The sequence below is a fragment of the Atlantibacter sp. RC6 genome (assembly GCF_014193285.1).
In the GTDB taxonomy this organism is placed as follows: domain Bacteria; phylum Pseudomonadota; class Gammaproteobacteria; order Enterobacterales; family Enterobacteriaceae; genus Atlantibacter.
In genome coordinates, this window is record NZ_JACHZE010000001.1 from 233,917 (window position 1) to 254,648 (window position 20,732).

The window sequence follows — 20,732 nt, forward strand, 5'->3', positions numbered from 1 at the left end:
GTTAATTGACACTTCCTCACGTCATGAGTGCTACGCTTAGGTCAGCCCATTCAAAAGGAGGTTATATGGTTCCGGTATTCACCCTGACGCTCGCCCCCTCCCTGGACAGCGCGACAGTCACCCCGCAAATCTACCCTGAAGGGAAATTACGTTGTACCGCACCGGTATTTGAACCCGGCGGCGGCGGGATTAACGTTGCCCGCGCCATCAGCCACTTAGGCGGCAACGCCACGGCGCTGTTCCCCGCTGGCGGCGCCACCGGCGAGCATCTCACCGCTCTGCTGGCAGAAGAAAACGTCAGCGTTGATACCATTTCGTCACAGGACTGGACGCGCCAGAACCTGCACGTCCACGTTGAAGCCAGCGGCGAACAGTACCGCTTTGTGATGCCCGGCGCGCACCTGTCGCAGGAGGAGTTCCGGCAACTGGAGGAAAAAGTGCTGGCTATTGAATCCGGTTCGCTGCTGGTGGTGAGCGGCAGCCTGCCGCCGGGCGTTGAGCTGGCGGATTTTACCCAATTGATCGCCCGCGCCCAGCAAAACGGCCTGCGCTGCATTATCGACAGCTCCGGCGAAGCGCTGGCCGCTGCGCTGGATATCGGCGGGATTGAGCTGGTGAAACCCAACCAGAAAGAGCTGGCTGCGCTGGTGGGACGGGATTTAACCCAGCCTGACGATGTGCGCCAGGCGGCGCAGGAGCTGGTACGCAGCGGTAAAGCCAAACGCGTCGTGGTGTCACTCGGTCCGCAGGGCGCGTTAGGCGTTGACGAAACGGATTGTGTGCAGGTGGTTCCCCCGCCGGTGAAAAGCCAAAGCACCGTCGGCGCGGGCGACAGCATGGTCGGCGCAATGACGTTGAAACTCGCCCAACACGCCCCGCTGCTGGAGATGGTGCGCTACGGTGTGGCAGCCGGGAGCGCAGCAACATTGAATCAGGGAACGCGGCTTTGTTCCCAGGAGAACACGGAAAAGATTTATCAGTATTTGCAAAGCTAACCGCAGCCTGGTCATTAATTGCGCGATTCATTAGCGCATCGGCTATGCTGAAATCTTTCGGGTAAACAACGAGGTGTATGATGGCTACAGGAGACATTAAGCGTTACGTTGTCACGTTTCGCTTTCACGAAGAAAACCTGACGGATATTAATGAGCTCAACAATCACCTGACCCGCGGCGGTTTTACGCTCACCATGAGCGATGACGACGGCAAAGTGCATGAGCTGGGCATCAATACCTTTGGGCTGATTACCGCTCAGGATGAGCAGGAAGTCAGAGAACTGGCGGAAGGTTTAGGCGAATCGGCCCTCGGGCAGAAACCGCAAGTGGATATCACTACCTGGGAAGCGTGGCGGGCGGATGATTCCTGATGTAAAGGCAGGTTGTCGCGTCGGGATGTGCGCCAGTTCCTGTTTTTAACCGGTAGTAATGCGCTAAGGTAATGAAATATCAGGCAACCTGGGGAGAGACATTATGTGGCAAGCCATCAGTCGTCTGTTAGCAGAGCAGTTCGGCGAGCAAGAACTCACGCAGCGCACCGAATTACCCGGCGGAGAAATCCACGCCGCGTGGCGGGTACGTTACGGCGCCCATGACGTGTTCGTAAAGTGTGACGATCGCGAACTGTTGCCGATTTTCACCGCAGAGGCTGACCAACTCGCCCTGCTTGCCCGTAGTCAAACCGTTCGGGTGCCTGAAGTCTGGGGCGTCGGCAGTGACCGGGACTACAGCTTTGTGTTGCTGGAGTATCTCGAACCGCGCCCTCTCGATGCCCATAATGCGTTCCTGCTCGGCCAGCAACTGGCTCGCCTCCACCAGTGGAGCGACCAGCCGCAGTTCGGCCTCGATTTTGACAACGATCTCTCTACCACCCCGCAACCCAACGCCTGGCAACGCAAGTGGTCGACGTTTTTCGCCGAGCAGCGCATCGGCTGGCAGCTTGAGCTGGCGGCGGAAAAAGGGCTGGAGTTTGGCGATATCGACTTGATCGTTGATGTCGTCGCGGCGCAACTGGCGTCCCACCAGCCGCAGCCGTCGTTACTGCATGGCGATTTATGGTCCGGCAACTGCGCGCTGGGGCCGGACGGGCCATATATTTTTGACCCGGCCTGTTACTGGGGCGACAGGGAGTGCGATCTGGCGATGCTGCCGCTGCACCCTGACCAGCCGCCGCAAATCTACGACGGCTACCAGTCCGTTTCTCCCCTGCCCGCGGGCTTCCTGCAGCGCCAGCCGCTGTACCAGTTATATACCCTGTTGAACCGCGCCATTTTGTTTGGCGGTAATCATCTGGTGGCGGCGCAAAAGGCGCTGGAGAGGATTCTCGCGGCTTAACGACAACGCTCCCCACCGGGAGCGTTATTTTAAATAAAGCCCAGCAGCTTAAAGAAGAAATACCCGGCGATAATCACAATCACCGGCAGGATATACAGCGGGAATATCTGCAGGAAGATGGTATGGCGCGGCACTACAATGCGCTCTTCAAGCTGCGCTTTGGTCAGCCCGTCGGCCCCTTTCGCCTGCTCCAGAATCAACTGATCCTGAATCCCCTCGCGCAGGAAACGCGCCTGGCGGCTCATCCGCGCGCCGGAAGCCTGCAGCGCCAGCCCGACGAAAATCAAAATAAAGATAACCCAGAAGCCGATGTTGGCCTGATGCTGAAAGTCAGGCAGCGGCGAGTTGTACCAGAAAAAATTCAGAAACGGTGTATTGAAGCGCATCATATCAATCATGATATGGGCGAAATCCAGCATCACGGCATTGATGCCCGGCTGCTTTTCGCTGTGCTCATACATAAATTTTAGTACTGAAATCAGTGTTGAAATAACCGCCGGTATAAAGATGATCCACCCGGCAAGGCGTTTTACAACAGCAATGCGTCCAGCTTGTTGATACGTCATTGGTTCCCCTTTTAAGACGCTACATTCTCGAAACAAGTCTACCTGTTCAACAGATATTCCGCCTGAAGTTTACTGTGAAATTCACAAAGCGGTAGCGATAAGCTGATTTTCAGGCTATTGATAACACAACATGTTAACCACAGGAGTGATTACCGATGCCTGATTCGCGCCCGATCCTCGCCGCGATTTTCGATATGGATGGCCTGCTTATTGATTCAGAACCGCTCTGGGATAAAGCGGAACTGGAGATCATGGCGACGCTTGGCGTAGATGTTTCCCGCCGCCATGAATTGCCGGATACATTAGGTTTACGCATCGATTTAGTGGTGGATCTGTGGTTTATCCACCAGCCCTGGAACGGCCCTTCGAAAGCGGAAGTGACCGATCGCATCATCACCCGGGCGATTACCCTGATTGAAGAGCAGCGCCCTGCCTTGCCAGGCGTTAACGAGGCGGTGGCGTTATGCAAAGCGCAAGGGCTTAAAGTGGGCCTGGCGTCGGCGTCTCCGCTGCGCATGCTGGAGAGCGTCCTGTCGATACTGGGTTTGCGCGATCAGTTTGATGCCGTCTCCTCGGCGGAAAAACTGCCGTACAGCAAACCGCACCCGCAGGTTTATCTGGATGCCGCCGCTAAGCTGGGCGTCGACCCGCTGTGCTGCGTCACGCTGGAAGACTCGGTCAACGGGATGATTGCCACCAAAGCGGCGCGCATGCGCTCAATTGTGGTTCCCGCCGCCGAAAACCGCGCCGATCCGCGCTGGGTATTAGCCGACGCCAAACTCGACTCCCTGGAACAGCTCACCCATAGCCATTTGAAGGGTTAACTTCCCGCCATAAAGACGGCTCAGGCCGTCTTTTTTATACCCTCATCATATTTTTGAAACATTGTTTTATTTTTATCTGGTTATTTTGTTTTCCCCGCCTATGATCATGTCGATACCATCCAGCAGATAATGAGGACATTATGATTCTTGAGGCATTTAACCTTGCGGGTAAAGTCGCGATTGTGACCGGTTGTGACACCGGGCTGGGCCAGGGAATGGCGCTGGGGCTTGCCCAGGCGGGATGCGATATCGTCGGCGTGAACCGTAAAATCCCGCACGATACTGAGCAAAAAGTCACGGCGCTGGGGCGGCGTTTTACCGCCATTCAGGCTGACTTAAGCCGTCAGGATGATATCAACGCCATTGTACAGACCGCCGTAGAACGCATGGGTCGGGTAGATATTCTGGTTAATAACGCCGGTACTATTCGCCGGGAAGACGCGTTGAACTTCAGCGAGCAAGACTGGGACGATGTGATGAACCTGAATCTAAAGTCGGTGTTTTTCTTATCCCAGGCGGTGGCCCGGCAATTTATCGCCCAGGGCGGCGGCGGCAAAATCATTAATATCGCCTCGATGCTCTCCTTCCAGGGCGGCATCCGTGTGCCCTCTTATACCGCGTCGAAAAGCGGCGTGCTGGGTTTAACCCGGCTACTGGCCAATGAGTGGGCAACGCATCACATCAACGTTAACGCTATCGCCCCGGGCTATATGGCCACCAACAACACTCAGCAACTGCGCGACGACGCCGCCCGCAACCAGGAGATCCTGGATCGCATCCCCGCCGGTCGCTGGGGCGAGCCGGCGGATTTACAGGGTCCGGTGGTATTTTTAGCCTCTGATGCCTCGGCTTATATCAACGGTTACACCATTGCCGTCGATGGCGGCTGGCTGGCGCGCTAACACGATGATATGTCGGTGACAAAGAGTTACACCGTCACCGCTTCCGTCTACTGTATAAAAACCCTATACTGGATGAATCGACAGGCAGCATTTTTCTGGGTTTTTTAACATGACGGCGGAAGGCCACCTCTTTTTCTCCATTGCGTGTGCGGTGTTTGCCAAAAATGCCGAACTCACTCCTGTGCTGGCGCAGGGGGACTGGTGGCATATTGTTCCGTCGGCTATTTTGACTTGCCTGCTGCCGGATATCGATCACCCAAAGTCGCTGCTCGGCCAGCGGCTAAAGTGGATCTCAAAACCCGTTGCCCGGGCTTTCGGCCATCGGGGCTTTACCCACAGTTTGCTGGCGGTGTTTATCGCCCTGACGCTGTTCTACCTTAAAGTGCCTGACAGCTGGATCATTCCGGCGGACGCCATTCAGGGCATGGTGCTGGGTTATCTCAGCCATATTCTGGCGGATATGTTGACGCCTGCCGGCGTGCCGCTGCTGTGGCCCTGCCGCTGGCGCTTTCGCTTGCCGATCCTGATGCCGCAAAAAGGCAACCAACTGGAGCGGGTGCTGTGCATGGCGTTCTTTGTTTATGCGGTCTGGATGCCCCAGGGCTTGCCAGAGAATAGCGCTATCCGCTGGTCGTCCCAGATGATTAATTCACTGCAAAACCAGTTCGATCGCTTTATTCACCACCAGACCGAGCGTTAAACCAGCGAAAAAACACGTTTGGATATAACCCATTCCATTTGATTATAAGCACCCCCTGCGTCTTCTGTTACCCTTGGCGCCATAAAGACGGGCCGCTTCGAGCCTGTCAGTGAAACAGGAGAACGGGGATGAATTTTCCATTAATAGCGAACATTGTGGTGTTCGTTATCCTCTTGCTGTTGCTGGCGCAAACCCGCCACCGGCAGTGGAGTCTGGCTAAAAAAGTATTAGTGGGTCTGGTGATCGGCGTGGTGTTTGGCTGCGTTCTGCATGCCATTTACGGCGCGGATAGCCCGGTCCTGAAAACCTCTATCCAGTGGTTTAACGTGGTCGGCAACGGCTATGTGCAACTGCTGCAAATGATCGTGATGCCGCTGGTGTTCGCCTCTATCCTGAGCGCGGTCGCCCGTCTGCATAACGCCTCCCAGCTCGGTAAAATCAGCCTGCTGACCATCGGCACCCTGCTGTTCACCACGCTTATCGCGGCGCTGGTGGGTGTGCTGGTGACCAACCTGTTCGGCCTGACCGCAGAAGGCCTGGTGCAGGGCACGGCGGAAACCGCCCGTCTGAGCGCCATTGAAAGCAACTACGCCGGTAAAGTGGCCGACCTGAGCGTGCCGCAGCTGCTGCTGTCATTTATCCCGAAAAACCCGTTTGCCGATCTGACCGGCGCGAACCCGACGTCGATCATCAGCGTGGTGATTTTCGCGGCGTTCCTCGGCGTGGCGGCGTTGAAACTGCTGAAAGACGATGCGCCGAAAGGCGAGCGCGTGCTGATTGCCATCGACACGCTGCAAAGCTGGGTGATGAAGCTGGTTCGCCTGGTGATGCAGTTGACCCCCTACGGCGTGATGGCGCTGATGACCAAAGTGGTCGCCAGTTCTAACCTTCAGGACATCATCAAGTTGGGCAGCTTCGTGGTCGCCTCGTACCTGGGCCTGGGGATTATGTTTGTGGTACACGGCCTGCTGCTGGCGGTTAACGGCGTGAGCCCGCTGAAGTATTTCCGTAAAGTGTGGCCGGTGCTGACCTTTGCGTTTACCAGCCGCTCCAGCGCCGCGTCGATTCCGCTGAACGTGGAAGCGCAAACCCGTCGTCTGGGCGTGCCGGAATCCATTGCCAGCTTTGCCGCCTCCTTTGGCGCAACCATCGGCCAGAACGGCTGCGCGGGTCTCTACCCGGCGATGCTGGCGGTGATGGTGGCTCCGACCGTGGGCATCAACCCGCTGGATCCGATGTGGATTGCCACCCTGGTGGGCATTGTGACCGTGAGCTCCGCAGGCGTTGCCGGCGTGGGCGGCGGAGCAACCTTCGCCGCGCTGATCGTTTTGCCGGCGATGGGTCTGCCGGTCACCCTGGTCGCACTGCTGATCTCCGTTGAGCCGCTGATCGATATGGGTCGTACTGCGCTGAACGTGAGCGGTTCGATGACTGCCGGTACGCTGACCAGCCAGTGGCTGAAGCAAACCGATAAAGCGATTCTTAACAGCGAAGAAGAAACCGAACTCGCGCACCGTTAATCGCCTTTCGGCAACAAAAAAACCGCATTACGAATAATGCGGTTTTTTTTATTTCAGAAATAGCCGAAAGCTAAATCATATCCTGCTTGATCTGTGACGCCCAGCGCTGCGCCGACTCCGGAACCGTGAACGCGGGCGAGCGCAAAAAGCCGTCATTCACCAGCACAAAGGCCACATATTTCCCCCGCAGCATCCAGACGTCTTTGAATCCCTCCATACGCACCGCATGCTCCGGCGGCGCGGGTTCAATCCGTGGCGTGTAAGTGATAACAGGACGATTTTGTTGGCGTAAAGGTTTCATCAGCAGCAATCAATATCAAACAATCAGATTCGTGCCTCTATGATAACGGATCTCACGCCGCCCTGCAGCCCGACCTCTGCCCCTCTCACCCTGTTGCCTGAAAGCAGCACAGCGGCATTGTTCTATAGTTAGAAGGGTTTTGACCTCACAACGAGTCAAGTTTCAGCAATGAAAACAGGAGACGAGTTCAATGTCGCATAATGATAAGCCCTCGCACCAGGCGCCGATCCATGACGCCAGTGAATCACAACCCGGAATGGATTCTTTGGCTCCCGAAGACGGTTCGCACCGCCCTGCGCCGGTCCCCAGCGCGCCAGGCGAATACCCTACCGCCCCCGGCAGCCTGAAAGCCCCGGATACCTCGAATGAAAAACTCAATGCGCTCGATAATTTCCGCAAAGGCAGCGAAGATTTCCCGCTTACCACCAACCAGGGCGTGCGCATCGCCAACGATCAAAACTCGCTCCGCGCCGGAACGCGCGGGCCCACGCTGTTAGAAGACTTCATCCTGCGCGAGAAGATCACCCATTTCGACCACGAGCGCATCCCGGAGCGCATCGTCCACGCGCGCGGCTCTGCGGCCCATGGCTATTTCCAGCCCTATAAGAGCCTGAAAGCGATCACCAAAGCAGACTTCCTGAGCGACCCCGAGAAAATCACCCCGGTGTTTGTGCGCTTCTCTACGGTACAGGGCGGCGCGGGTTCAGGGGATACGGTGCGTGATATCCGCGGCTTTGCCACTAAGTTTTATACCGAAGAAGGGATTTTCGATCTGGTGGGCAACAACACGCCGGTGTTTTTTATTCAGGATGCCCACAAATTCCCGGACTTCGTGCACGCGGTTAAACCCGAGCCACACTGGGCGATCCCGCAGGGCGCCAGCGCCCATGACACCTTCTGGGACTATGTTTCCCTACAGCCGGAAACCCTGCATAACGTCATCTGGGCGATGTCGGATCGCGGTATTCCGCGCAGTTATCGCACCATGGAAGGCTTCGGCATCCATACTTTCCGGTTGATTAATGCCGAGGGTAAAGCCACCTTTGTGCGCTTCCACTGGAAGCCGGTAGCCGGTAAAGCTTCGCTGGTATGGGATGAGTCTCAGAAACTGATTGGCCGCGACGGCGACTTCCACCGCCGCGAACTATGGGAAGCCATTGAAGCGGGCGATTTCCCGGAATATGAACTGGGCCTGCAACTGATCCCGGAAGAAGATGAATTCAAGTTCGATTTCGATCTGCTCGACCCGACCAAGCTGATCCCTGAAGAGCTGGTGCCGGTGCAACTGGTGGGCAAAATGGTGCTCAACCGCAACCCGGATAACTTCTTCGCCGAGAACGAACAGGCGGCGTTCCATCCCGGCCATATTGTCCCCGGCCTCGACTTCACCAACGACCCGCTGTTGCAGGGGCGTCTGTTCTCTTACACCGATACCCAAATCAGCCGTCTTGGCGGGCCGAACTTCCACGAAATCCCGATTAACCGCCCGGTCTGCCCGTATCACAACTTCCAGCGCGACGGCATGCATCGCATGGATATCGATACCAACCCGGCGAACTACGAGCCAAACTCCATCAACGACAACTGGCCGCGTGAAACGCCGCCCGGCCCGAAACGCGGGGGGTTTGAGTCATACCAGGAGCGCGTCGAGGGGCATAAAATCCGCGAACGCAGCCCGTCGTTCGGCGAATACTACTCCCATCCGCGCCTGTTCTGGCAAAGCCAGACCCCGGTGGAACAGCAGCATATTATTGATGCCTTTAGCTTCGAGCTGGGAAAAGTCGCCCGCGCCTACATTCGCGAGCGCGTGGTCGATCAGCTTTGCCATATCGACGTCTCCCTTGCCAGCGCGGTGGCGGAAAATCTGGGCATCACCCTCACCGACGAGCAGATCCACACCGCGCCGCCGAAGGACGTCAACGGCCTGAAGAAAGACGCCGCGCTGAGCCTGTACGCGGTGCCGGGCGGCACGATTAAAGGCCGCGTGGTGGCGATCCTGCTCAATGAACAAGTCAACGCCGCCGATTTGCTGGCGATTATGCGGGGGCTGAAACGCGAAGGCGTGCACAGCAAGCTGCTCTATTCGCGGATGGGTGAAGTCACGGCGGACGACGGTTCGCAAATCACCGTAATGGGCACTTTCGAGGGCGTACCGTCGCTGACGGTGGATGCGGTCATCGTCCCCGGCGGCGCGGTTAGCGGCCTGCTTAATCGCGGCGATGCGCGCTATTACCTGTTAGAAGCCTACAAGCACCTGAAGCCGATCACCCTGCTGGGCGACGCCCGCCAGTTTAAATCGGTGCTCGGTGTCGATGCCCAGGGCGAGGAAGGCGTCATTGAAGCCGACGACGCCCAGGGCGACGCGGTAGATACGCTGATCGCGCTGCTGCATAAGCACCGCGTCTGGTCGCGCACCAACAAAATACCGGCGATTCCGGCGTAACGCTTTGCGCCGCGGTGGCCTACCGTGGCGCTTTTTGAATAGCTCGCGACGTAAAAAAACCTGCCGAAGCAGGTTTTTTTATGCGGGAAGTAAAACTTACTGTTTTGCCTTCGGTGCCTGGGGATCGGTATCGTATTCGGCACAGGTCTGGTAACCGGAGTTCATCACGTGGCCGGTATCGTCCAGCGCCACAAAGTAAGTTTCCGCTTTGCCGTCGCGCTGACCCAGAATATAGGTCTGGCAAGTACCACGAGCGTGGATCATGCTCACTTCGGAAGAAGGCTGACCGGCAAGCTGACGCACCTGCTCACGGCTCATGCCTTTTTTAACGTCTTTCACCACTGGCTGGGTGATTTGGTCTTTAGTGCGGTCATACGCTGTACAACCTGCCAGCATTGTCATTACCACTGCCGCACCCAGTAATCCTGCAAACTTGTTATTCATTATGTCTTCCTCTTGTTTCTGCGTGTGAAGTAAGCCTGGAAGAGAAATTAACATTTTTCAAGTTGTTAGAGCGTAACGGCATTTTTTAGGACGATTCTACTTTCAGGCCAAATCGCCTTTATTTCCGCCATTCAGGCGCGGAAACCGCCGTGCGCCTTGTCGTTTCCGGCACATCGGGTTAGTTTTAAGGATTAAACTTTACCGATATGAATTCAAATCAGACAGGCTGTGATTGGAGGGGTAAATGGCTCTACAACAAGACATTATTCAGGCACTCGGCGTAAAACCACAGATCGACGTTCAGCAGGAAATTCGCCGCAGCGTTGATTTCCTCAAAACATACTTACAGGCACACCCGTTTATTAAAACTCTGGTACTGGGCATCAGCGGCGGTCAGGACTCTACGCTCGCCGGGAAGCTCAGCCAGCTTGCTATCAGCGAACTGCGTAACGAAACCGGCGACGCCAGTTATCAATTTATTGCCGTGCGTCTGCCTTACGGCGTCCAGTTCGACGAGCAGGATTGCCAGGACGCGCTGGCGTTTATCCAGCCGGATCAAGTGTTAACCGTCAATATTAAAGCCGCCGTGCTGGCCAGCGAGCAGGCGTTACGCGACGCAGGCATTGAACTCAGCGACTTTGTACGCGGCAATGAAAAAGCCCGTGAGCGAATGAAAGCCCAGTACAGCATCGCCGGGATGACCAAAGGCGTGGTGGTGGGCACCGACCATGCAGCGGAAGCGGTGACTGGATTCTTCACGAAATACGGCGACGGCGGCACCGATATTAACCCGTTGTTCCGCCTCAATAAACGCCAGGGCAAACAGCTACTGCGCGAATTAGGCTGCCCGGAGCATCTGTATACCAAACTGCCCACGGCGGACCTGGAAGACGATCGCCCTTCTCTGCCGGATGAAGTGGCGCTGGGCGTCACCTATGAAAATATCGATGATTATCTGGAAGGCAAAACGCTGGATGAGAGCATCAGCAAAACCATCGAAGGCTGGTATCTGAAAACTGAGCATAAGCGTCGTCCGCCGATCACCGTGTTTGATGATTTCTGGAAAAAATAACGCCGTTTATTGTGGCTAAGGTTCACCTTTTATCAGGCGGCGTTGCCGCCTTTTTCACGGATTGACTATGCAAACCCCCGTAGCACGCGCCACGCTGATTGGGCTGATCGCGATTTTACTCTGGAGCACCTCCGTCGGCCTGTTTCGCAGCATCGCCGAACACTTCGGCCCGGTGAGCGGCCCTGCCCTGATTTACACCCTCAGCGCCTGCTGCCTGTGGCTGGCCCAGGGGCGTCCGCGCCTCGAAGGTTTACCGCTGCGCTATTTGCTGGTGGGCGGCGGGCTGTTTGTGGCTTATGAAATGTGCCTGGCGCTGTCTATCGGCTTTGCCCATAACCGCAGCCAGTCGCTGGAGCTGGGGATGATTAACTACCTGTGGCCAAGTTTGACGGTGCTGTTCGCGCTGTGGATGAACAACCAGCGCAGCACCTGGCTTATCTGGCCGGGGCTGCTGTTAGCCATCGCGGGCGTGGCGCAGGTGATGAAAGGCAATGGCGACTGGTCGCCGATGATGATGTGGCGCAACATCCTGGATAACCCGCTGGCCTATGGGCTGGCTTTTGCCGCCGCCATCACCTGGGCGCTGTACTGCAACCTCACCCGGCGCTGGAGCAACGGGAAAAGCGGCGTCACGCTGTTTTTTTGCGCCACCGCGCTGGCGCTGTGGATCCACTACGCCTTATCCAGCGACGGGCCGATCGCCTTCACCCTTCCCGGCACCCTGCAACTGTGCTTTATGGGGGTATCCACCGCCGTGGCCTACTCGGCCTGGAACCATGGGATCTCTCATGGAAACATGACGATGCTGGCAACCGCGTCATACTTCACGCCGGTCTCTTCCGCGCTGCTGGCCAGCCTGTGGCTGGGGTTAACGCCAGGTATCAGTTTCTGGCAAGGAGTGGCAATGGTGGTGGCCGGATCGCTGCTATGTTGGATCGCCACGCGACGTTAACGACGATTGCTGCTTTTTCAACCCATAATCCCTTGTTATACTGGACAAGCAACCAGTATCAGGAGTTATATGTGGTCCGACGCAGCATGAGCCCGCGCCTCGACTTTGAAGCCGAGGCGATTTATCAATATCCCGAACATTTACGCCCGTCGCTGGCAGAACTGCCCCGCGCGCCCGGCGTCTATATTTTCCATGGCGAAAGCGAAACCCTGCCGCTGTATATCGGTAAAAGCATTAATCTGCGCGCCAGGGTGATGTCGCATCTGCGCACCCCCGGCGAAGCGGCGATGCTACGCCAGGCGCGGCATATTACCTTTACCCGCACGGCGGGCGAACTGGGGGCGCTGTTGCTGGAAGCGCAGATGATCAAAGCCCAGCAGCCGCTGTTTAATAAGCGGCTGCGTCGCAATCGCCAGCTCTGTTCACTGCTGATCAGCGGTTCCCGCCCTGAAGTGGTGTACGCCAAAGAGGTCGATTTTTCCCATACTCCGCATCTCTACGGCCTGTTCGCCAATCGCCGGGCGGCGCTGGAAAAGCTGAAAAGCATCGCCGATGAGCAGCGGCTGTGTCACGGCCTGCTCGGGCTGGAAAAGCTCAGCGCGGGCCGCGCCTGTTTCCGGGCGGCGCTGAAACGCTGCGCCGGGGCCTGCTGCGGCCTGGAGCCGGTGGATGACCATAACGCGCGCCTGCTGGAGTCGCTGTCCCACCTTCAGGTGGTGTGCTGGCCATGGCGCGGGCCGGTGGCGGTGAAAGAGCAGACTGAGGACATGGTCCAGTATCTGATTATTGATAACTGGGTGTGGCTGGGTACGGTGGATAACCTTGACGATGCGGCGCGTTTAACCCGGGCCTCGCCGGGTTTCGACCATGACGGCTATAAAATATTGTGCCGCCCGCTGATCCGCGCCGAACAGGATATTATCGAACTGTAGAGTTACAGATAGGTGATTTCGCTGAACAGCAGTCGCCCTTCCGCTTTCAGCAACCGCAGCGTGTGGCGTCCCGCTTCCCACCACGCGCCCTGATCGCTGGTGAGCAATTTATCGCCCAACTGCCATGCGCCGCTCAGCACGTAGATAATGCCGCCGCGCGGCGCAAAGGTAGTGAAGGTGCGATCGGCAACGCGCACTTTTGCGCGGCAGCGATCCCGATGGGTCATAATGTTGAAATCCATCGACATGCGGCCATCGCTCAGCTCAGCGCGTACCGACTGTTCGCCGGAAAAACTGAACGGCTGGTAGTGTTTGAGCGTATGGCGAAAGGCATTGCCGCCGTCCAGGGTCAGCTCCCCGCCTTCCAGCAGCGTGACGGTACGTTCTACCTGGGGGATTTGGCTGAATTCGCCGTTAGCGGAGAGTGAAGCGATACTGGCGCGCCAGTTAAAATCCCGGGTCGCCGGTGGGAAACAGCAAATTTCCCGGGTTTCCCCCGCGCCGTTTCGCCAGAGACTCACCTGCATTTTCTGTAAATCGAAATACTCCATCACCGCTCCTGAGCGCGCTAAAAGCGCCAACGCCGCGCACGCAAAAAAATGTCACCCTTTTGTTATCGGCAATAAACGCGCGGGCTTCAGGCCTGCACGTTGATGTCATTAAGATAGTGGGGTAACGCTCTGATTAGACGTGTGAAGTTACCATTACGCGCGGTCGGAAGGAAGAGGAATGGATGGAAGTCGTGACGGGAAAAGTAAAACCGCCGGTACTGTCCAGAGCATCATTAACTGCGCTATGGACAACACCGGCGGTCTTGTGTGGATTGGCTGAGCTGTTATTCAGCAGCCACTGGCATCTTACCCGGTTTAGCCGGACGTTCTGTCAGACGCTTCTCAAAATTGGCATTAAACTGTTTTTTCTGCTCAGGCGTCAGGATGTTGTAGATTTTGTTCTGAGTTTCCATGCGTGACAGCATCATCTCTTTATGCTGTTCCGCCATCTTATTCACCGTCTCTTCCGCTTTCGCGCGGTCAAAGGTATCGGACGCCACCAGCGCATGCATAGCGCGTCGCTCATCCAGCGACGGGCGTTTCATTTTATCGCGCTGCGCTTTCATGATTTCACGAATTTGCTGCTTCTGCGCGTCGGTCAGATTGAGATTGTTAAACATCATGTCATGGTGCGGGCCACGCATGCCTTTATGGTAGGGCTGCACGTTGGTTGCGTCCGGCGCGGTAGCCGTGGTCGCGGTTTCTGCCGCATGCGCCAGATTCGCTGCGCCCAGCGCCAGAGAGGTAGCCATTACAATCGCAGTTAATTTACGCATATCACTATCCTTTATTTCAGTTTATTTTTCGGCACATTTGCCGTGTTGACGAGAATAAGTGTACGTGGTGCAACGTCAAGTATTCAGAGTCTGGGTAAAGCATTGAAAGTGTAAAAAACAATAAACGATCAATTATGGAGAAAATATGAAAAAAACAAGGAGAGTGGCAAGAAAATAATTCAACTCGCTGATAAAACAGGAAATGTGCAGAGAGTATACGTTTTGCCCGCTGATAAATAAAGCGCTTGCCAGGATAAATCCGGATAAATTGAAGATCCGTTGAAAATTAAACCCCGTTAAGGGATGCACCGGTGCGTAATAAATATCCGCACCGGCAGAAATAATCCCGTCAGGTTATCTCTTTGAGCATTAACCCGGCCCGCAGGCCGAGCGCCACGTTGGGATTCGGGAACAACACATATTCAGTGTCGTTGGCTACCCGGTACGCCGTTGCGCCATCCTCCGCCAGCAGCGTGCCGCGCGCAAAAGCGGTAAAGTTCTGAGTCTGGGCCGACATATGCAGCACAAACGCCTCGCTTTGCCGGGTGATCTGCTGGGCCACTTCGTAGCGCAGCGGCTGGGCGTTGAGATGTTCAGTGGGCACGCCTGCCAGCAGCGCCCGCAACGCCGCTTTGGTCACGTCAAACTGAGTGAGATCGTTTTGCCCGAACGGCTGCGCTTTCCCTAACTCCAGGGTGCAGCTTTGCGCATCAAAATGATCGCTGCTGAAGTGGGTAAAGGTGCCGCCGGGGGCGCGATGGAATACCAGCGCCTGCAATCCGGCGTCGGCCATCCAGTCTAAAAACGCGGTCTCATAGGGTGTTTTACGCGCCGGGAACACGCCGAAGCGCGGATGATACGAACTGCGGATAGCGGTATGCATATCCAGATGCCAGGCCGGACCGGCGCAGGTCAAGAAGCGTTCCACACAGTGCTCAAGCACGCAGGCGCGCCGGGTTTCGCCGCTTTCCGGGAAATTCTGCCAGCGGCCGCTGAACATGCGGTTCATATCGTCAGTGAGGTAGCGCTTGCCCGCGCGCAGGGCCGCCGGATTGCCCAGAATCACCAGCAGCGGGCGCGCCAGGGCAATATCGCCGTGATGCAGCGCTTCCATTAGCGCATCGAGCATTTCTACCGGGGCGGTTTCGTTGCCGTGAATGCCCGCCGACAGCACCAGCGCCGGCAGCGTTGCCTGATGCGGCACCAGTTCGACGACCCCTTCGTCCCACCACGTCCAGCGAAACTGCGCCGTCTCGCCACACCGCCTGGCAGGGGTCTCTCCTGCCAGGGTGTACGCCAAAAACTCCTGCATACCATCACCTTAACGCTGGAACGGATACACCGGCCCCAGCTTTAAAATCTGCGTTAATTCATCGAGCGCCTCGCGCCCTTCGCGTAACAGTTGCGGATCGATAAGGTCGCTCTGAACTAACCGATCGCGATAATGCTTATCGACCCACTGATTAAGGGTAGTAAAAAGCGCGTCATTCATCATTACGCCAGGGTTAACCGCCGCCCGTTCGGCATTATTCAGCACCACCCGCAGCCGCAGACAAGCCGGGCCGCCGCCGTTGGCCATGCTTTCCCGCAGGTCGAACACCTTAAGTTCGTTAATCGGATTATCTGGCGATTCCACCAGCTCGGTCAGATAGCGCCACACGCCGGCATGGTTGCGGGATTCCTGGGGCAGCACCAGCAGCATATCCCCCTGCTCGCGGCTCAGCAGTTGGCTGTTAAACAGATAGGTTTCCACCGCGTCCGCCACACTGACGCGATCCTCTGGCACTTCGATGGCCTGAAAGCCGTCCAGCTTCTGCGCCAGAGTCTGGTACAGGCCCGCCTGATTGACAAACGCCGACTGATGGGCGAACAGCACCTGACGGTTAGTCACCGCAATCACATCATTATGAAACACGCCCTGGTCAATGACCGCCGGATTTTGCTGGGCGAAGACCAGCTGTTCCGGGTTGACCTGGTTGAGACGCGCCACGGCCTGGGAGGCTTGCAGCGTCTGGCGCGCCGGATAGCGCTCGGGCGTCTGGCCACCGATGGCATTGCGGCCATAAACAAACAGCTGAATGCCAGGCTCGCCGTAATCATGGGACAGCCGGTTGTGGTTGGCCGCGCCCTCATCGCCGAGCATCGCCACCTGCGGCAGCGCCTCGTGGACGCTGAAATAGCGCGAGTCATTAAAAATCGCTTTCAGCACCCGCTCAGTGGTCACCGCCTCGCTGGCGCGGTGCAGTTTGTTGTTCAGGTTGGCAACAGTGAGATGCACCCGCCCGTCCAGCGCGTCGGCGGAGGGGCAAACCGTGGCGGCGTTGGCGACCCACATCGACGAAGCGGAACAGGCGGCAGACAGCAGATCCGGCGCCAGCTTCCAGGCCTTTTCCACTACCTGTTGGTCGGTGCCGTCAAAGCCAAGCTGGCGCAGTAAACCGATATTCGGGCGCTCCTGGGGCGGGATGATCCCCTGCGGGTAGCCCATATCCGCCAGCGCCTTCATCTTCAGCAACCCCTGCTTCGCCGCCAGTTTCGGGTTGGAGACCTGAAAACGGTGTTTGGTGGAAGCTTCGTTACCAAACGACAGCCCTGCGTAGTGGTGGGTCAGGCCCACCAGTCCGTCGAAATTCACTTCACGCGCGTTCATGCCTGCTCCTCACGACCAAAATCCAGCCCCGGGCTTAAGGTTTCCGGTAGGGCGAAGGTGGGGCTTTCCAGCGTCGCCATCGGCCAGGCGCAGTAATCCGCCGCATACCAGGCGCTGGGGCGATGGTTGCCGGATGCCCCCACGCCGCCGAACGGCGCGGTGCTGGCGGCGCCGGTCAGTGGTTTATTCCAGTTGACGATCCCGGCGCGCGCCTCCAGCAGTAGCTGGTCAAAATGCTCGCGCTGCGGGGATATCAGCCCGCTCGCCAGGCCATAGCGGGTGTTGTTTGCCAGCGCGATAGCCTCGTTGAAGTCGTCATACCGGTAAACGCACAGCAGCGGGCCAAACACTTCTTCATCCGGTACATCCGCCACGCCGGTCAGCTCGACGATGCCCGGCGTCAGTAGCGAGCTGCCAGGCCGCACCAGTTCAGGCGCTAACAGCGCTTTCCCGCCGCGCGCCAGATGTTGCTGCCAGGCGGTGATCACGCGTTCTGCGGCCTGAGGAGAAATCAGCCCGCCGATAAACGGCTGCGGCTCGGCATCCCATTCCCCCGGGCGAATACGCGCCGCCACATCGATTAAGCGGGCCAGGAACGCATCTCCCTGCTCGCCGCGTTTGACCAGCAGGCGGCGCGCGCAGGTGCAGCGCTGCCCGGCGGTGACAAACGCCGACTGAATGGTTAAATGCACCGCGCCGTCGATATCCGCCGGATCTTCAACGATCAGCGGGTTATTGCCGCCCATCTCCAGCGCCAGAATTTTTTCCGGCTGCCCGGCGAGCTGGCGGTGAAGCTGATATCCGGTATGGGCGCTGCCGGTAAACAGCAGCCCGTCAATCACCGGGGACGCCGCCAGCGCCTGGCCGGTTTCCCGCGCCCCCTGCACCAGATTCAACACCCCGCCGGGCAAACCCGCCTCCTGCCACAGTTTGACCACCCGCTCGGCGGTCATTGGCGTCAGTTCGCTGGGTTTGAAAACCAGGGTGTTCCCCGCCAGCAGCCCCGGCACGATATGGCCGTTAGGCAGATGACCGGGGAAATTATAGGGACCGAAGACCGCCAGCACGCCGTGAGGCCGATGGCGCAGCGACGCCGCGCCGTCCGCCATCGGCGTGATCTGTTCGCCGGTGCGCAGATGATACGCCTTCACCGAAATGGCGATTTTGTTGATCATCGCCGCGACTTCGGTGGCCGCTTCCCAGCGCGGTTTGCCGGTTTCCCGGGCGATGATGTCGGTAAGTTCGCTTTTATGGCTTTCCAGCAACCCGGCGAAGCGTTCGACAATCGCCTGGCGGGCGCTGAACGGCTGGCGCGCCCAGCCCGGAAAGGCGTTGCGCGCCGCGTAGCAGGCCTGCTGGACCTGTTCGCCGCTGGCGGCAGCGCCCTGCCACAGACGGTCGCCGGTAACCGGGTTATGTTTTTCCAGCGTTTCGCCCTGGCCTTCGATCCATTCGCCATCAATCCACAGACTCATCATTTTTTCTCCTCGGCGCACAAACGCACCAGCCGCACGGTATCGCCGGGCTGGCATTTCAGGGCATCCAGCGTGGCGGCATCCAGCACCAGACGCGGGGTGTCCGGGTTGGCGCGGATCAACATCACGCGGAACATATCGTATTTTTCATTGGCGACCATGCAGGCAGGCAGGTCGTCGCCCACGGCAGGCTGGCCTTCCGCTACTTCAACCAGCCGGCTTTTGCGGATCGCCCGCACCCGGTCGATATCGCACTCCAGCGTCGGGCCGCCGTCGAAGATGTCGATATAGTCGCGATAGCGGAATCCCTCTTTCTCCAGCACGGCGCGAGCAGGCGCGGTTTGCGGATGCACCTGGCCAATCACCGCCTGGGCTTCCGGCGACAGAAAGTGGGTATAAATGGGGTGCTTGGGCATTAACTCGGCAATAAACGCTTTTTGCCCGGTGCCGCACAGATAGTCGGCGCGGCTGAACGCCATCGAGAAAAAGCGCTGCCCGAGGCTTTCCCAGAACGGCGAGTAGCCGTGCTCGTCAATCACGCCGCGCATCTCGGCCACCACTTTGTCGTTAAAGCGATCGCGAAACGCGGCCATAAACATGAAACGCGATTTAGAGAGCAGATAGCCGTTGCCCTCTTTGCGCCACTCCGGGTCGAGAAACAGGGTGCAAAGCTCACTGCTGCCGGTATGGTCGTTACTGAGAAACAGCGTCGGCAGCGCGTTATACACGTTAAGCTCTTTGGAGGCGTGCACCAGGGTGCCGACCCGGTAGTTGTACCAGGGATCGTTAAGGCCCACCGCCACTTCAATGGCGCAGATGCCCACTACACTGCCGGTGGTGGTCTCTTCCAGCACGAAGACGTAGCCCTGATCGCCTTTCGACAAGCTGCCCTGCCAGGTGGCGAGGGAACGCTCAATGCGCGCGCTCAGGGTAGCCTCATCCGCTGGCAGCGAGGTCAACCCGCCGCCAGTTTTACCGGCCAGTTTCAGCAATGGCCCCAGGTCATTGCGTTCAATGGGGCGGATAACCATCATGTTGGCGTCTTCGCAATCAGGCGTTCGCAAGCGCGGGCGAAGCGTTCCAGTCCAGCGCTGATCTCCTCATCGCTGATAATCAGCGACGGGGCGAAGCGCACCACGTTGGCCCCGGCGATCAGCACCATCGCACCCTCTTCCGCCGCCAGTTGGGAAATCTCTTTAGCGCGCCCGGCGTAGCTGTCGCTCAGCACGCAGCCGATCAGCAGACCGACGCCGCGCACCGCTTTGAACAGCCCGTGTTTACGGTTGATGGCCTCGATTTGCTCCACAATGGCGTCATGGCGCTGTTTGACGCCGTTCAGCACTTCCGGGGTATTGACGATTTCCAGCACTTTACCGGCCACCGCGCCCGCCAGCGGGTTGCCGCCGTAGGTGGTGCCGTGGGTGCCGACGGTCATTGAGCGGGAGAACTGTTCGCGGGTCAGCATCGCGCCAATCGGGAAACCGCCGCCCAGCGCTTTGGCAGTGGACAGTACGTCCGGCGTTACGCCGTAGTGCATATAGGCGTACAGCGAGCCGGTACGGCCCACGCCGGTTTGCACTTCATCAAAAATCAGCAGCGCGTTGTGGCGGTCGCACAATTCGCGCAGCCCTTTCAGGAAGGCTGGCTCTGCGGGCACCACACCGCCCTCGCCCTGAATCGGCTCGACGATCACCGCGCAGGTGTTATCGTCAATCAGCGCGGCGGCGGATTGCAGATCGTTATAGACCGCATGGGAAATATCCGGCGGCAGCGGCGCAAAGTCCTGGGAATAAGCCGGTTGGCCGCCCGCGGTTACGGTAAACAGGGTGCGCCCGTGGAAGGCGTTTTTGAACGCCACGATGCCGCTTTTCTGCGGACCAAAGTTGTCGTGGGCATATTTACGCGCCAGTTTCAGCGCCGCTTCGTTGGCCTCTGCCCCGGAGTTACAGAAGAACACCCGGTCGGCGAAGGTGGCGTCAATCAGCTGCTTCGCCAGGCGCAAAATCGGTTCGTTGGTGTAGCCGTTGCCGGTATGCCACAGTTTCCCGGCCTGCGCTTCCAGCGCTTTACGCAGTTCAGGATTGGCATGGCCCAGGGCGTTTACCGCGATACCACCGGCAAAATCGATATAAGATTTGCCCTGTTGATCCCATAACGTGGATCGCTCTGCCCGAACCGGCACAAAAGGCGCTGGCGCGTAAACCGGAATCATCCATTCATCAAAATTCTGGCGGGTGATTGACGAAGACATAGCGACCTCACTGGTAAATTAATGGTTGTTTAAATGTTAAGAA

The 20,732-nt window shown here is 57.8% G+C and carries 21 protein-coding genes; 11 read left to right on the forward strand and 10 right to left on the reverse strand.

Annotation, left to right across the window (positions count from 1 at the left end):
* Positions 1-65: 65 nt before the first annotated feature.
* The 3 genes from pfkB to FHW74_RS01110 all read left to right on the forward strand — a co-directional run bounded on the left by pfkB (position 66) and on the right by FHW74_RS01110 (position 2,330).
* Positions 66-995, forward strand: coding sequence for a 6-phosphofructokinase II (gene pfkB / locus FHW74_RS01100; protein ID WP_183168746.1), 930 nt, complete (start codon positions 66-68; stop codon positions 993-995).
* Between the two features lie 80 nt (positions 996-1,075).
* Positions 1,076-1,366, forward strand: coding sequence for a type V toxin-antitoxin system endoribonuclease antitoxin GhoS (ghoS, locus tag FHW74_RS01105; protein WP_183168747.1), 291 nt, complete (start codon positions 1,076-1,078; stop codon positions 1,364-1,366).
* A 103-nt stretch (positions 1,367-1,469) separates the two neighbouring features.
* The gene (locus FHW74_RS01110) at positions 1,470-2,330 is read left to right on the forward strand and encodes a fructosamine kinase family protein (protein WP_183168748.1); all 861 of its coding nucleotides are present in this window, start codon (positions 1,470-1,472) and stop codon (positions 2,328-2,330) included.
* Between the two features lie 29 nt (positions 2,331-2,359).
* Here FHW74_RS01110 and FHW74_RS01115 read toward each other — a convergent pair whose 3' ends face one another.
* Positions 2,360-2,896 (reverse strand): YniB family protein, encoded by a 537-nt coding sequence (locus tag FHW74_RS01115; protein ID WP_183168749.1) that lies wholly within the window; start codon positions 2,894-2,896, stop codon positions 2,360-2,362.
* 155 nt (positions 2,897-3,051) lie between these two features.
* On the opposite strand from FHW74_RS01115, the gene hxpB reads away from it, so the two are divergent.
* The 4 genes from hxpB (at position 3,052) to FHW74_RS01135 (ending at position 6,842) form a co-directional block, all read left to right on the forward strand.
* Positions 3,052-3,720 carry a hexitol phosphatase HxpB gene (gene hxpB / locus FHW74_RS01120; RefSeq protein WP_183168750.1) on the forward strand — a complete coding sequence of 223 codons (669 nt, stop codon included), beginning with the start codon at positions 3,052-3,054 and terminating at the stop codon, positions 3,718-3,720.
* Positions 3,721-3,860: 140 nt separating this feature from the next.
* Positions 3,861-4,622, forward strand: coding sequence for a 2-dehydro-3-deoxy-D-gluconate 5-dehydrogenase KduD (kduD, locus tag FHW74_RS01125; RefSeq protein WP_183168751.1), 762 nt, complete (start codon positions 3,861-3,863; stop codon positions 4,620-4,622).
* Between the two features lie 109 nt (positions 4,623-4,731).
* Positions 4,732-5,322 (forward strand): metal-dependent hydrolase, encoded by a 591-nt coding sequence (locus FHW74_RS01130; RefSeq protein ID WP_183168752.1) that lies wholly within the window; start codon positions 4,732-4,734, stop codon positions 5,320-5,322.
* A gap of 128 nt (positions 5,323-5,450) precedes the next feature.
* Positions 5,451-6,842, forward strand: a complete 1,392-nt coding sequence (locus FHW74_RS01135; RefSeq protein ID WP_183168753.1) for an L-cystine transporter — start codon at positions 5,451-5,453, stop codon at positions 6,840-6,842.
* A gap of 70 nt (positions 6,843-6,912) precedes the next feature.
* Here FHW74_RS01135 and cedA read toward each other — a convergent pair whose 3' ends face one another.
* Complete coding sequence (cedA, locus tag FHW74_RS01140) at positions 6,913-7,143, reverse strand: cell division activator CedA (RefSeq protein ID WP_183168754.1); 231 nt, start codon at positions 7,141-7,143, stop codon at positions 6,913-6,915.
* A 190-nt stretch (positions 7,144-7,333) separates the two neighbouring features.
* On the opposite strand from cedA, the gene katE reads away from it, so the two are divergent.
* The gene (gene katE, locus FHW74_RS01145) at positions 7,334-9,586 is read left to right on the forward strand and encodes a catalase HPII (RefSeq protein WP_183168755.1); all 2,253 of its coding nucleotides are present in this window, start codon (positions 7,334-7,336) and stop codon (positions 9,584-9,586) included.
* A gap of 96 nt (positions 9,587-9,682) precedes the next feature.
* On the opposite strand, the gene osmE is transcribed toward katE, so the two are convergent.
* Entirely contained in the window at positions 9,683-10,030 is a 348-nt protein-coding gene (gene osmE / locus FHW74_RS01150) for an osmotically-inducible lipoprotein OsmE (RefSeq protein ID WP_183168756.1), read from the reverse strand.
* Between the two features lie 244 nt (positions 10,031-10,274).
* On the opposite strand from osmE, the gene nadE reads away from it, so the two are divergent.
* The 3 genes from nadE (at position 10,275) to cho (ending at position 12,986) form a co-directional block, all read left to right on the forward strand.
* On the forward strand, positions 10,275-11,102 hold the full coding sequence (nadE, locus tag FHW74_RS01155; RefSeq protein WP_183168757.1) for an ammonia-dependent NAD(+) synthetase: 828 nt from the start codon (positions 10,275-10,277) through the stop codon (positions 11,100-11,102).
* Between the two features lie 67 nt (positions 11,103-11,169).
* Entirely contained in the window at positions 11,170-12,054 is an 885-nt protein-coding gene (gene yddG, locus FHW74_RS01160) for an aromatic amino acid DMT transporter YddG (protein ID WP_183168758.1), read from the forward strand.
* 71 nt (positions 12,055-12,125) lie between these two features.
* Positions 12,126-12,986 carry an excinuclease Cho gene (cho, locus tag FHW74_RS01165; RefSeq protein WP_183168759.1) on the forward strand — a complete coding sequence of 287 codons (861 nt, stop codon included), beginning with the start codon at positions 12,126-12,128 and terminating at the stop codon, positions 12,984-12,986.
* A gap of 2 nt (positions 12,987-12,988) precedes the next feature.
* On the opposite strand, the gene ves is transcribed toward cho, so the two are convergent.
* The 7 genes from ves to FHW74_RS01200 form a co-directional block, all read right to left on the reverse strand.
* On the reverse strand, positions 12,989-13,537 hold the full coding sequence (gene ves, locus FHW74_RS01170; RefSeq protein ID WP_183168760.1) for an environmental stress-induced protein Ves: 549 nt from the start codon (positions 13,535-13,537) through the stop codon (positions 12,989-12,991).
* Between the two features lie 284 nt (positions 13,538-13,821).
* Positions 13,822-14,313: an ATP-independent periplasmic protein-refolding chaperone Spy gene (gene spy, locus FHW74_RS01175; protein ID WP_183168761.1), complete on the reverse strand. Its 492-nt coding sequence runs from the start codon at positions 14,311-14,313 to the stop codon at positions 13,822-13,824.
* Positions 14,314-14,662: 349 nt separating this feature from the next.
* Positions 14,663-15,625, reverse strand: coding sequence for a succinylglutamate desuccinylase (astE, locus tag FHW74_RS01180; RefSeq protein WP_183168762.1), 963 nt, complete (start codon positions 15,623-15,625; stop codon positions 14,663-14,665).
* Between the two features lie 9 nt (positions 15,626-15,634).
* Complete coding sequence (gene astB, locus FHW74_RS01185; protein WP_183168763.1) at positions 15,635-16,963, reverse strand: N-succinylarginine dihydrolase; 1,329 nt, start codon at positions 16,961-16,963, stop codon at positions 15,635-15,637.
* Positions 16,960-18,438 carry a succinylglutamate-semialdehyde dehydrogenase gene (gene astD, locus FHW74_RS01190; RefSeq protein WP_183169421.1) on the reverse strand — a complete coding sequence of 493 codons (1,479 nt, stop codon included), beginning with the start codon at positions 18,436-18,438 and terminating at the stop codon, positions 16,960-16,962. The genes astB and astD overlap by 4 nt, the downstream gene beginning before the upstream one ends.
* A complete protein-coding gene (astA, locus tag FHW74_RS01195; protein WP_183168764.1) occupies positions 18,438-19,472 on the reverse strand; it encodes an arginine N-succinyltransferase in 1,035 nt (344 codons plus the stop codon). The genes astD and astA overlap by 1 nt, the downstream gene beginning before the upstream one ends.
* Positions 19,469-20,689: an aspartate aminotransferase family protein gene (locus FHW74_RS01200; RefSeq protein WP_183168765.1), complete on the reverse strand. Its 1,221-nt coding sequence runs from the start codon at positions 20,687-20,689 to the stop codon at positions 19,469-19,471. Before FHW74_RS01200 ends, astA begins: the two co-directional genes overlap by 4 nt.
* Positions 20,690-20,732: the final 43 nt, after the last annotated feature.